We start from the raw sequence: 12666 nt of genomic DNA, 5'->3' as shown, positions 1-12666 counted from the left end.
AAATGAAAACCAGCAAAACGAATATTTTCCTGATCCTGCTTTCCGTGGTCCTTTTTGGCTGGTTGCTAAAAGGCACTTTTTTTCAACCTGGTGCAGATGACCTGAAGGCGGGATTTACAGAAAAAGCAAAATACAGAAATGAAAATAATACCGGCCCTATACAATACGTATTTTCTGTAACAGTGAAGGATTCCATCTGGAAGGATATGGAGATATTCGGTAACTTTAAACCTCACCATAAAGGGGGTGTAACTAAAGTTTATTTTTTTATGGAAGGCAGTAAATTTCCTACCGACCTAAGCCCGGGTAATGTAAATTTTGACCCTGCATATAATGCCTCCTGTGTCGCTGTCTACGAGAAGAGCCCAATCGGCAATGTAAGCCTGATTAAATATCCATTCAGGAACCAAAGTTAGTTTTCTGGAGATACAGCTTGATGAAAGCCCCTATTTTTCGTTTGTTACGGAAGGTAGGGGTTTTCCGGTTTCAGCTTGTTTTGCTTATCCATTCCTGAAATGAGTTTACATAAGAAAGTTTTTCATCGCAGAAAAATGAGTAAAGAAAACGAACGTCCAATTAAAGGAAGAGTATGGTACAGATCTTAAAAAAAAGCTGCTATCAAGTGATCCTGAAACTTAAGGGTACGCGCAAATATTATAGTATTGATAACCTTTGCGCGTCATTTGGTTATACCAGACAGGCTTGGTATAGTCATTTAAGTAGTGTTCGACTATACTTTATAGAGGAGCAGATTGTGCTGGAGAGAATCATAGATATTAGAAAAGAACTTTCTAAAACTGGCTGCATTAAGCTTTACAAAGAGCTGAATAATGGTTTCCTGCAAGGACATGGGATATCGATGGGCATCCAGCATAGGACACTTTGATGTTAAAAGCGTATTGAGAGGGTATTGATACGGTATTGAGTCGGTGTTGATATACCCGCTAACCGACTCAACACCGTATCAACACCCGCTCAACACCGTATCAACGAAAACGATCATAAGACCTAGTGTATAACTTTTTCAGTCAGGAAAAACTTGATGATAAATTGCATGATTTTTCAAACGCATTTTGCCACCTTATAGATTTTAATTCTTACAAAACGACCGTTATTTAATAATTACACATCAAGTTTCCAAAATCTCATTGTTATACTCAATCAGGGCACTGGAACGTTCTCGTCAAATACTACTATATTGAAAATTAATCTCATAGTTTCCTGTGACAAGGAGATATTGAAGATCAAAAAATTAGTAAAGTATATCGTCATGAATTCATCAATTATAAATAAATTAATTAAAGGTCAAGTGTCTGGTGTAGATGTCCAGAAAAATATTGAGATGGAAGTTGATGACTATTTGCGGTTGATGAAAAAGGTCGGAGCAACTGTAAACTTGCATTTTCATGAGGATGAAAGAATATTGCTCGACAGCAATGCCGCCATTAAATTGTTAAGTGAAGTCTTGATCGGAAATATTTCTTCACCCGCCTTAGCTTATATTTGTGATTGCTTTACCTTAAGTGAAAGGATCGAGTTTCAAAATGAGTTAATAAAAGACATTGTTTTTGAAATCGCGGATCCAGAGATCAATGGAGGGTATAAGTCTAAAGCGGAAATTGAGGATTTTCTGCATAACTTAATTCCTAATATTTAATTGCAAATATTTAGCGTTGATTAAAATTCCACCGTATAATGATACTTCTGCTTTTGAGAAAAACCATAGTAATAATATTCTTTATTAGCCCTAAATATAATCTTAAGATGCAAAATATGTCGGAATCAAACACAAGCTAAGGCTATCTAAAAACAGTTAATCAATTTTGCTTACAACTTGATCTGTGTTTCGGTTAGATGACGCCCCTAACTTTTTGATTAAATTTGCAACTTTAGTATTATGATTTGTTAATGCGAAATCTAGAGGCGTCCAACCGTAAATATCAACTGGGTTAACATTACATTCTTTTTCCGCGAGAAAGGATACAACTTCATATCTGAGAAATGTTACCGCGTGGAAGAAAGCCGTTCGGTTTCTTAAATCTCTAATTTCCTTATTAGCTCCGGCGTCAATTAGTGCTTTCACTACTTGAAGATGCCCTTTACGGCAGGCCCAAATTAGTGGCGTGAATTGATACTGATCCTTCCCGTTAACCAATGTACTATCTTGTATTAGTATTATAACTCTGTCGATATCACCTTTACTCGATGCCCGAATTAATCTAATAATAGATTTATCAATATCATGTGTTTCAGGCTGCAGCATATGTTTATCGCTTAGAGAGGAATAGTGTAGCTTTTATCAAAAATAACTCAAATTAGCCATCATTACAACAAAAGTAATATTAGTAAAATTGGGTTTTTTGTGTATTGCCTAGTTTTCGATCACTATTCCCTCCTTTTTTGATAATTTATCTCTACCATAAACTGATGCCTTTAAAAAAATCAAACCTATCCTCATTAACCCTGAAATATCTTTTCTCTTTTTGCCGATTATCATAAACCTATTCCATTAACCGAAATGTTTTTTATATTTTGATTAATGAGTTTTTGATGATAAAAATTATATGAAAATAGGCTACGCAAGGGTAAGTACTGCAGATCAAAATTTAGATCTTCAATTTCAGGGATAGCCAAAATATTATATCTACCAATTGCTACATGTTACCGTTACATAAAGATTGCAAATAAAGTGCTGAAATAAATCGGTCCATTCAATATAAAAAGCTATTTAACAATTGGATATAGCGACAATAATAATTACTTTTGATAAAAATGTCGCAACATGGATTTAGCTCACAAAAAAAAAATACGCACTCCCGGAATTAGCGACCTACTTGGTGGGGCATTATCGTTGGGTATTTCGATAAAGAACTATTACGACCTCATATTACTCTCAAGAACTGGCATAAGTAAGGCTTCAGCGGAGTCGGTAATCAGTTTTACGGGGATGTCCAAAAAACGCTTCGTAGAGGATATTTTGAACTTATCAATAAAAACGCTTGAAAGGAAACAAGCCGACGATAAACTCGATAAAAGGACATCATCTTTGGTAATCGAGGTTGCAAGGGTTCTGGAGCATACCTATCAAGTATTTGATGATAAGGAAAAAGTCCAAAGATGGCTTTCTAAACCTAACAATGCGCTTCATGGCGAAACCCCCTTATCTCTTTTTTCTACTCCGACAGGAATAGGTATGGTCGAAGATGTCTTGACACGGATAGAGGAAGGGGTCTACTCCTAGGTGCATGTTTATAGAATAGTAAAGTCCGAAAAAAGGATTAAAGACTTATCCGGCATGGGAGCCTTCCGAGCGGGTGGACGATGGAACGATAAGGGGACTTATGTACTTTACACCTCCGAAAACTCGTCCTTGGCATTTTTGGAAAATCTTGTACACTTTGATCTGGAAGAAACTCCAGAGGATCTATATATTATAGAAATTAGTGTTAAAAAAGACAATTTGATATATCAAATTCCCGAGTCTGACTATCCAAAAGATTGGCTCGATAAAGATAACTTAGCATGTAAAATTATAGGAGACCAACTATTTTCCGATCATAAATTATTCGGAATTAAGGTTAAGTCGGCGGTCAATCAATCAGAGTATAACATATTATTGGATCCTCTATTCCCCGGATATCACGATCTGATTGAGGTAATTAACGTGATTAAGATACCCGTTGATAGACGTCTAATTTAAAATCTGTTTTATATCAGTGTTTTTTTTTAAGCATTAACAATAAAAAGTAGATCTATACTCTATCAATTAATGAGGGAATAGTTAGAGATGTACCGGCAAAAAAAAGGGCTGATCTATGAAATACAGATCAGCCCTTCAGCAAAAATATTATTATGATTATTTAATCAGTTCAGCAAGCTTGGCATGCAATTCTTCACCCCTCAGGTTCGCTGCAACGATCTTACCTGCAGGATCGATCAGGAAGTTTTGAGGAATCGCTTTAACGCCGTAGAGCTGCGCTGCTTCGTTATCCCAGTATTTCAAATCGGATACCTGTGTCCAGGTTAATCCATCTTTCTGAATAGCGCCCAACCAGGCTTCTTTGCTACCCGGACGATCCAGGGAGACACCTAAAACGGTGAAGCCCTTATCTTTGAATTTATTATACGCCGCAACTACATTCGGGTTTTCATGGCGGCATGGAGCACACCAGGAAGCCCAAAAATCGAGCAGTACATATTTTCCACGGAAGCTGGATAAGCTAACCGGTTTATCATTCACATCATTCTGTGTAAAATCAGGTGCAGTTACGCCTACCGAAGTAGATCTGGCTGCATCAATTTGTTTGGCGAAATCAAGACCAGCCTGAGAGTTTCTTACATCTTCGGACAAACCTTTAAATACCGGTTCAACTTCTGCCACATTGATTGGCTGTCCGGTTACTTCACGCAACGCAAGTAAACTAAAAAAGGAATTCGGATTAGCTTTGATGTAAGCTCTCTGAACCACTTTCATATCTTCTTCTGCTTTCTCGAAACGTGCGCCCATTGCATTCCGGTAAGCCTCATCTTTTTGCTTCTCTTCCGGAGATGAGGTGAACTCAGCGTCAACAGCTTTCATCACGCTTAAAGGAGCTTCAATAGCTTTCAAATAAACCTTATTCTCGTCATTCAGCTTCGAACCTGTTACAGTTACATTTTTTACTGAATCTTTCGAAGCAATGCTGATATTGGCTGCCTCCAGATATACGATAGCATTATCTGCAGAGCGGTCCAGCTGTTGTAGGCCAACTCCTTTATGGTCAATAATAATCCGGGCCATCGTCGGTCCGTTTACCTTGCCGCTGAACGCAAAAGATCCTTTGGAGATAATTGCAGAATCTATAACAGGAGCTCCCTCATTGATATAAGTCAGGTATGCTTTGGCAGGTGCGTTTAAAGTACCTAGTTTGCCATTCAGTTTGAATTCGCCCTGCTGCGCAAATGCAAAAGCCGGAGCGGTCAGTAATAGCGATAAAAAAAGTTTATTCATCAGGTTTGTAAAATTATTCCGGAGGATTAAAAACATATTCCGGATTATATATATAAATAACGATAATGCAAGGTATAAATTACTGACGGCAAAATTGTCTTTGCTGCTTGATAAGCCTGTTATATAATATATACGTTACTATACAAACGCAGAAAACCCGGTAATTGCCCTGCCCACAATTAATGAATTAATCTCTTTGGTTCCTTCATAGGAATAGATGGCTTCGGCATCAGCAACAAACCTCGCCACATCATATTCCAGCAATATTCCGTTTCCACCCATTACTTCTCTGGCTCTGCTTACCACATCGCGTGTTCGTAATGAGCAAAAGACTTTGGCGAGCGAAGCATGTTCGTCGGTTAATAAACCCTGATCCTGTAACTGGGAAAGACGGAAACACAACGTTTGCATAGCCGTGAGGTTGGAAAGCATTTCGACCAGATGATTCTGGATAAGCTGAAAAGAGGCAATCGGTTTACCAAACTGCTTTCTGGTACGGGTATAAGCCAATGCACTTTCGTATGCTCCTCTCGCACAACCTACGGCCTGCCATGCCACCCCAGCCCTGGTCATTCGCAGCACCTTGGCTGTATCCTTAAAGGAATTCGCACCCTGCAGCCTGTCTGCTTCTTCGACAACGCAGTTTTCTAGTGTAATGAGCCCATTTTGCACAATCCTCAAGGCCATTTTATCTTCCATTTTTTTAACAGTGAAGCCCGGGTTTCCTTTTCTGACCAAAAATCCTTTCACCTGATTATCATCAAGATCTTTCGCCCAAATGATCAGTACGTCTGCAAAGGTTGCATTTCCAATCCATTTCTTCTGACCGTTTAATACCCAACTATCTCCCTGGCGTTTTGCAGTGGTCGTTAATCCTCCGGCAGTAGCAGAGCCGACTTCAGGTTCAGTCAGACCGAATGACCCTATTTTCTTGAACTGCTGCAGGTCTGGCAACCATTCCTGCTTTTGCGCTTCGGAACCCAGCAGGTAGATTGATCCCATTACCAGGCCACTCTGCACACCAAAAAACGTGGACATAGAGGTATCTACCCGGGCCATTTCCATAGCGAGCATTCCTTCCAGTAAATTAGATTTACCGGGGCAGCCATATCCCTGGTAGGTTAGGCCGCAAATATTAAGTTCTGCAATTTTAGGAACCAGCTCATGCGGGAATTCCGCACGAAGCCAGTAGGCATTGACAACAGGTTTAACCTCTTTTTCCAGAAAGGCCCTTACTTTTAGCTGAACCTCCCGGTCACTTTCATCCAGTGCAGCAGCACCCAAATGATAAAAATCACCATTGATCGGGGGAAGTTCTTTTTTATGATTGCCTGAACTGACCATTTTCATCAGGCCTGCAAGCTTTGTTTCATCCAGACCAGCAACGGCCTTGACGAGTTTACTGAGATCGGTTTTTTGAGAAAGCGCCTGAAGCTGGTCGAAGTCTACACTCTGAAAAAGCGTATAAGCATTTCTAATTTTGGAGAATATTCCTGACATAATCTGCTGTTTATAAAGAATAAACAGCAGATTGGCTTTTTTGTTCCCTACCGGAGCTGGAAGAGGTTATCTGTACCCAATAATTTACGGGATGTAAATCCTTCTCCATAGGTTGTACCAATGGCTTTTCCAAACTCTCTCGCCCTTCCTATAACAGACTCGAAAAATTCAGGAGATGAAATATAGGTAGCCGGCCCGCCCGCCACCTCGGCATTGAAAAACTGGGTCTTAAAGGCCTGTATGGATTTAATTTTAGCTTCCATATATGGGGTGATATCGACAATGATATCTGGTTTAATATACCTGTCCTGAATATACTGAAAAACCAGTCTCGGTCTCCAGGCTTCCTGAACAATGCCATCTAAACTGGTCTCTACTTTGGGCAATCCGGAAAGGAAACAACTCGTTTCAGAAAGGTCTCCGGCCCGGCCATGATCGGGGTGGCGGTCATGCAGTGCATTGCTCAATATAATTTCTGGCTGGTACTTGCGAATCATTTTAACGACTTCGAGCTGATGGGCTTCGTCATTCTGAAAGAAACCGTCACGAAAACGGAGATTTTCCCTCGCATGCAGTCCTAATATTTTTGCTGAATCTGCAGCTTCCTGATCTCTTGTCTCTGCAGTTCCACGGGTACCCAGCTCACCTCGCGTGAAATCTACAATGCCAACTTTCTTTCCCTCGGCAATATGTCTCATTATCGTTCCTGAACAGCCTAATTCCGCATCATCGGGATGGACTGCCAAGACTAGTATATCTAATTTCATGTGTGTATATATTTATCTGGTTGATTTGGTATGAAGCAAATTCAGAGCAGACGTTGTATTTTTTTTCTGACTTTGGACGACATGGGTTTGGTAAAGGGGTAGAAATAATCTACAACCTCTCCGTCCTTGTTGACCAGATATTTATGAAAGTTCCAGCGGGGCGTGGATTTGATTTTGCCGTTAAGGTCTTTATCACTTAAAAATTTATAGAGGGGATGTGCATGTTCTCCACGGATCCGCATTTTATTAAAAACAGGAAATTTAACGCCGTAATTAACTTCACAGAATTCGTTTATAGCCTCCCCTTCCAATGGCTCCTGTCCGCCAAAATCGTTGGAAGGAAAACCCAATACCTCGAACTCCTCACCGTTTAGACTTTCTTTTAACTCCTGAAGTTCTTTAAGTTGTGGTGCAAACCCGCATCCGGAAGCGATATTTACAATCAATAAAACTTTACCCTGGTAGTCGGCCAGTTGTTGATCCTGTCCGTTAATTAATTTGGCGTTAAACTGATGTATACTCTGAAGATTATCTGTCATGCTTTACTGATACTGATGGTAGTAACCCGAAGAGTGAATGATGGATTCGATATCCCGTTCTTCTTCTGGATTATAAGTGCTTTTTAAATTATGTCCAACCACCCTTGCCACCGACTGGTATATAAAGGCTTTTACACCTCCCTGTGTTTCTTTTACGATCTCGAATGTTGTCCTGCCGACCTCACGGTCAATTAATTTGGTTAAAATCTGGCCCTGCGTAATAGTCAGTTCTTTAATTTCTGTTTTGAACATCTTTTTAATCTCCGCATCGCATTCTTTAACCAGTTTCTTCTGTTCTTTACGATCTGTAGTAACAGCCAGGTCTCTTTCGAGCTTTTCATATCTGCGTTTGGCAAAAAGTGCATAAGGCATTACCTTGAGTACATTGTACCGCAAGCGATTATAAGCTGCGCGGTCTTGTGGTGTCTTAAACACCCGTACTCCATAGATAACGATCTCATGTAATGGTATCCAAGGTATCATTTCACCCTGATCATTGGTGGAAGCTACTCTGATAGTATCATTTCTGCCCAATAAAGGGAACTTCGCAGGAGCGGAATTTTCCTGTGCCCTAGCGCCCTGAACGGCAATAATGACAAATAACAGAATAAAAGACCTGTAAAATTTCATAAATTTATACTCCCGCAAATCTAAAGCAAATTTAATACATTAGGTTTACCATTAAACCTAATATAGCCTTAAACGTCTAACAAGCTATAATTATTACGAAAATAATACAAATGAAGAACACCTTAGTAATTGATTTAGAAGCAGAAAAGCAAGAAATCCTGAAGCGATACCGTGCCCTCTTGCGTGCCTGTAAGCCAACCATGCAAAAAGGTGATAAGAAGGAGATCCGCAAAGCTTTCGACATGGCGCTTGAAAGCCATAAAGACATGCGCCGTAAATCTGGCGAACCTTATATCTATCATCCAATTGCAGTTGCACAAATCGCTGCTGAGGAAATCGGACTGGGTACTACATCTATCGTTTGTGCCCTGTTGCACGATGTTGTAGAGGATACTGATATTACACTAGAAGATATAGAAAGAGAGTTTGGTAAAAAAACGGCCAGGATTATTGACGGTTTAACCAAAATAGCGGGCGTTTTTGACTACAATAGTTCTCTTCAGGCTGAAAATTTCAGAAAAATGCTGCTCACGCTGGCAGATGACGTCCGCGTTATTCTGATTAAACTGGCAGACCGGCTGCATAATATGCGGACAATGGATTTCATGCCAAGGCATAAGCAGTTAAAAATCGCTTCCGAAACCATTTATCTGTACGCACCACTGGCTCACCGCCTGGGGCTGTATGCGATTAAATCGGAGCTTGAAGATTTGTCCATGAAGTACCTGGAACCGGATACTTATAAATTTATTGCCACAAAACTTAACGAGAAAAAAGCAGAACGCACACTTTTCGTAAAGAGGTTCGTTGAGCCAATCAATGAAATACTTGCGGAGCAGGGCCTGCTGGCTGATATCTATGGCAGGCCAAAGTCTATACATTCCATCTGGAATAAGATGAAAAAGAAAAATATACCTTTTGAAGAGGTTTATGATCTTTTTGCCGTCAGAATTATTCTGGACAGTTCACCTGAAAATGAAAAAGCAGACTGCTGGAAGGCATATTCTATTGTGACAGACCTTTACCGCCCCAATCCGGACCGCTTGAGAGACTGGGTTTCCTCTCCTAAGGGAAATGGGTACGAATCATTGCACACGACTGTTATGGGGCCTAAGGGGCAATGGGTAGAAGTCCAGATCCGTACACAGCGGATGAATGAGATTGCAGAGAAAGGATTCGCCGCACATTGGAAATATAAAGAGTCTACCAATGACAATGGTCTGGATCAGTGGATCATGAAAGTAAGGGAAATGCTGAGTAATCCAGAGGCCAATGCACTGGATTTTCTGGATGATTTTAAAATGAACCTGTTCTCTGATGAGATCTTCATCTTTACGCCTAAAGGTGCTTTAATTCAGCTTCCGCTCGGCGCAACCGCACTGGATTTTGCATTTGAAATTCACACAGATGTCGGCGCAAAATGTATAGGTGCTAAAGTAAACCACAAGCTGGTGCCGCTTTCTTATAAATTGCAGAACGGAGATCAGGTAGAGATTATCACTTCCGGCAAGCAAACTCCAAAGGAAGACTGGTTGAATATTGTGGTTACGGCGAAAGCCAAATCCAAGATCAAATCCTCGCTGAAAGAAGAAAAGAGAAAAATTGCAGAGGAAGGTAAAGAAACACTGGAACGCAAGCTTAAATCGCTGAAAATCACTTATAATACAGACAACCTGAACAAAATAAGTTATTTCTTTAAACTGGCTTCAACCCAGGAGCTGTTTATTGCGGTGGCGCAGGGTAAGATCGAACTGAAGGACCTGAAAGAATATGTAGCCAGCGAGAAAGAGATTGAAAACAGAGGTGCAGAAAGAACCGACGGGCAACAAATCGAAGCTTTACTAAACAAGGTTAAAGGGCCTGAATCGGACATTTTACTGATCGGCGAAGATCTGCAGAAAATTGATTACGCCCTTGCCGCCTGCTGTAACCCAATTCCGGGTGACGACGTATTTGGTTTTGTCACCGTAAGCGAAGGAATTAAGATTCACAGGACCAATTGCCCGAATGCTGCACAGCTGATGGCCAACTATGGATATAGGATTGTAAAAGCGAAATGGAACAAACAGCAGGAACTGACATTCCTGACCGGTCTGCATATTATTGGGATCGATGATGTCGGTCTTATAAATAATATTACAAAAGTTATATCGAATGATTTTAAAGTAAATATGCGTTCAATCACTGTGGACACCGATAATGGTATTTTTGACGGGTCGATCAAGATCTTTGTAAACGACAAAGAACACCTGGATAACCTGATAAAAAACCTGTTAGAAGTAAAAGGTGTGACTGGCGTGACCCGATTCGACGCTTAAAGTTTCGAATTTATCATTCGGTTATGTTTAAAAATTGATACCTTTGATTGGAGTTTAAAAACTATGTCTACAAACCATAACAGCGAGTTGGTCAGAAAAATATTTGAAGCCTATCTCGAAAATAAAAGTCTGAGGAAAACGCCTGAGCGTTTTGCTATTCTCGAAGAGATTTATTCCCGTGATGATCATTTTGACGTAGAAACCCTCTACATCCATATGAAAAATCAGAAGTACAGGGTTAGCCGTGCTACCGTGTACAATACCTTGGAATTACTGGTTTCCTGTGACCTGGTTACTAAACATCAGTTTGGTAAAAACATGGCTCAATTCGAGAAATCCTATGGTTATCATCAGCATGACCATGTGATTTGTATTGATTGCGGCAAGGTGGTTGAATTTTGCGACCCCCGCATTCATCAGATTCAATCTATGATTGGTGACCTGTTGAAATTTGACATCAAGCATCATTCCCTGAATATGTATGGAAGCTGTTTCGATTGTTCCGCTAAAGCGACAAAGAAACAACAGGAGGATAAGCAAACCCAACTAACGTAAAGAACAAACACAATTATAATCTTTTCTTAAATTAAAATAATGACGCAAGTAGACGTGCTTCTTGGCCTGCAATGGGGCGATGAAGGCAAAGGAAAAATTGTTGACGTATTAGGTCCGCAATATGATTTGATAGCTCGTTTCCAAGGCGGACCGAATGCCGGGCACACCTTAGAGTTTGATGGCAAAAAGTTTGTTTTAAATACCATTCCTTCTGGTATTTTCAACGAGAAAACCATGAATTTAATCGGTAATGGTGTTGTAATTGATCCGATCATTTTAAAAAGAGAATTAGATAACCTGAAAACTTCTGGTCATGATCCTGTGGCTAACGGCAGACTGGTTATTGCGCGTAAAGCACATTTGATTTTACCTACCCACCAGTTACTGGATGCTGCTAACGAGCAGAAAATGGGAAAGGATAAAATTGGTTCTACTTTAAAAGGTATTGGCCCTACTTATATGGACAAAACAGGTCGTAACGGCCTGCGTGTAGGCGATACTACACTTCCTGACTTTAAAGAACGTTATACTAAACTGGCGAATAAGCATAAAGAACTGCTTTCACATTATAACTTCGAATATGATCTGACGGAAAAAGAAGCAGCTTTCTTTGAAGCGATCGAATTCCTGAAAACTATTCCACATGTAGACAGCGAGCATTTCGTAAATGGCTATCTGAAAGAAGGTAAAAAAGTATTAGCTGAAGGTGCACAAGGTACGTTACTGGATATTGATTTCGGTTCTTATCCGTTTGTAACTTCTTCAAATACAACTACTGCAGGTGCCTGCACAGGTTTAGGTATTGCTCCTAACAAAATTGGCAGCGTTGTAGGGATCTTCAAAGCTTATTGTACTCGTGTCGGCAGCGGGCCATTCCCTACCGAACTGGATAATGAGACAGGTGAAACCCTGCGTCAGGTTGGCCATGAATTTGGCGCAACTACAGGACGTTCAAGACGTTGTGGGTGGATTGACCTTCCAGCTTTAAAATATGCAATCATGCTGAATGGTGTTACTGAAATGGTAATGACCAAAGCAGATGTAATGAATGAGTTTGACACAATTTATGTTTGTACACATTACGAGCACAATGGTGAGAAAATTGATTACATGCCATATGATATCATCTCTATTAAACCAACTCCTGTTCTGAAAGCAATTGAAGGCTGGAAAACTGATATCACAAAAATCACTGAGATTAGTGAGATTCCTGAAAAATTAATGGATTACATTACTTACCTGGAAAAAGAATTAGAAGTTCCGGTAAAATATCTGTCTGTTGGTCCTGACAGGGTTCAGACTATCATCTTACACTAGTATTCAATAAAAGCATAAAAGGCGGCCTGGTGCCGCCTTTTTTATTCCTG

14 protein-coding genes are annotated in these 12666 nt (G+C 40.1%); 8 read left to right on the top strand and 6 right to left on the bottom strand.

Going from position 1 to position 12666, the window contains the following annotated elements; genetic code table 11:
• Nucleotides 1–2: 2 nt before the first annotated feature.
• The 3 genes from BLR53_RS13170 to BLR53_RS13160 all read left to right on the top strand — a co-directional run bounded on the left by BLR53_RS13170 (nucleotide 3) and on the right by BLR53_RS13160 (nucleotide 1657).
• Complete coding sequence (locus BLR53_RS13170; protein WP_037442767.1) at nucleotides 3–416, top strand: hypothetical protein; 414 nt, start codon at nucleotides 3–5, stop codon at nucleotides 414–416.
• A gap of 173 nt (nucleotides 417–589) precedes the next feature.
• On the top strand, nucleotides 590–886 hold the full coding sequence (locus tag BLR53_RS13165; protein WP_074590272.1) for a hypothetical protein: 297 nt from the start codon (nucleotides 590–592) through the stop codon (nucleotides 884–886).
• 384 nt (nucleotides 887–1270) lie between these two features.
• A complete protein-coding gene (locus BLR53_RS13160) occupies nucleotides 1271–1657 on the top strand; it encodes a hypothetical protein (RefSeq protein ID WP_037442769.1) in 387 nt (128 codons plus the stop codon).
• A 156-nt stretch (nucleotides 1658–1813) separates the two neighbouring features.
• Here BLR53_RS13160 and BLR53_RS13155 read toward each other — a convergent pair whose 3' ends face one another.
• Nucleotides 1814–2263, bottom strand: a complete 450-nt coding sequence (locus tag BLR53_RS13155) for an ankyrin repeat domain-containing protein (protein WP_074590270.1) — start codon at nucleotides 2261–2263, stop codon at nucleotides 1814–1816.
• A gap of 519 nt (nucleotides 2264–2782) precedes the next feature.
• Between BLR53_RS13155 and parS the strand changes: the two genes are divergently transcribed.
• Together parS and BLR53_RS13145 are read left to right on the top strand one after the other, a co-directional pair.
• Nucleotides 2783–3241 carry a type II RES/Xre toxin-antitoxin system antitoxin gene (parS, locus tag BLR53_RS13150; RefSeq protein ID WP_074590268.1) on the top strand — a complete coding sequence of 153 codons (459 nt, stop codon included), beginning with the start codon at nucleotides 2783–2785 and terminating at the stop codon, nucleotides 3239–3241.
• The gene (locus BLR53_RS13145; RefSeq protein ID WP_074590265.1) at nucleotides 3242–3700 is read left to right on the top strand and encodes an RES family NAD+ phosphorylase; all 459 of its coding nucleotides are present in this window, start codon (nucleotides 3242–3244) and stop codon (nucleotides 3698–3700) included. It begins immediately after the preceding gene.
• A 156-nt stretch (nucleotides 3701–3856) separates the two neighbouring features.
• On the opposite strand, the gene BLR53_RS13140 is transcribed toward BLR53_RS13145, so the two are convergent.
• The 5 genes from BLR53_RS13140 to BLR53_RS13120 form a co-directional block, all read right to left on the bottom strand.
• Nucleotides 3857–4990, bottom strand: coding sequence for a TlpA disulfide reductase family protein (locus BLR53_RS13140; protein WP_037442796.1), 1134 nt, complete (start codon nucleotides 4988–4990; stop codon nucleotides 3857–3859).
• Nucleotides 4991–5128: 138 nt separating this feature from the next.
• Nucleotides 5129–6490 (bottom strand): acyl-CoA dehydrogenase family protein, encoded by a 1362-nt coding sequence (locus BLR53_RS13135; protein WP_037442772.1) that lies wholly within the window; start codon nucleotides 6488–6490, stop codon nucleotides 5129–5131.
• A gap of 47 nt (nucleotides 6491–6537) precedes the next feature.
• The gene (bshB1, locus tag BLR53_RS13130) at nucleotides 6538–7257 is read right to left on the bottom strand and encodes a bacillithiol biosynthesis deacetylase BshB1 (protein ID WP_074590262.1); all 720 of its coding nucleotides are present in this window, start codon (nucleotides 7255–7257) and stop codon (nucleotides 6538–6540) included.
• A gap of 41 nt (nucleotides 7258–7298) precedes the next feature.
• A complete protein-coding gene (locus tag BLR53_RS13125; RefSeq protein WP_037442774.1) occupies nucleotides 7299–7796 on the bottom strand; it encodes a glutathione peroxidase in 498 nt (165 codons plus the stop codon).
• A 3-nt stretch (nucleotides 7797–7799) separates the two neighbouring features.
• The gene (locus tag BLR53_RS13120) at nucleotides 7800–8426 is read right to left on the bottom strand and encodes a DUF4294 domain-containing protein (RefSeq protein ID WP_074590260.1); all 627 of its coding nucleotides are present in this window, start codon (nucleotides 8424–8426) and stop codon (nucleotides 7800–7802) included.
• Between the two features lie 110 nt (nucleotides 8427–8536).
• Here BLR53_RS13120 and BLR53_RS13115 point away from each other — a divergent pair, with 110 nt between their 5' ends.
• The 3 genes from BLR53_RS13115 to BLR53_RS13105 all read left to right on the top strand — a co-directional run bounded on the left by BLR53_RS13115 (nucleotide 8537) and on the right by BLR53_RS13105 (nucleotide 12616).
• On the top strand, nucleotides 8537–10744 hold the full coding sequence (locus BLR53_RS13115; protein ID WP_037442777.1) for a RelA/SpoT family protein: 2208 nt from the start codon (nucleotides 8537–8539) through the stop codon (nucleotides 10742–10744).
• A 63-nt stretch (nucleotides 10745–10807) separates the two neighbouring features.
• Nucleotides 10808–11299 (top strand): Fur family transcriptional regulator, encoded by a 492-nt coding sequence (locus tag BLR53_RS13110; RefSeq protein WP_037442778.1) that lies wholly within the window; start codon nucleotides 10808–10810, stop codon nucleotides 11297–11299.
• A gap of 39 nt (nucleotides 11300–11338) precedes the next feature.
• Nucleotides 11339–12616 (top strand): adenylosuccinate synthase, encoded by a 1278-nt coding sequence (locus tag BLR53_RS13105; protein ID WP_074590258.1) that lies wholly within the window; start codon nucleotides 11339–11341, stop codon nucleotides 12614–12616.
• Nucleotides 12617–12666 lie beyond the last annotated feature (50 nt).

The sequence above is a fragment of the Pedobacter antarcticus genome (assembly GCF_900103515.1).
Lineage (GTDB): Bacteria > Bacteroidota > Bacteroidia > Sphingobacteriales > Sphingobacteriaceae > Pedobacter > Pedobacter antarcticus.
The sequence above is the reverse complement of the archived record's forward strand: the minus strand, read 5'-3'. Positions and strand labels throughout refer to the sequence as shown.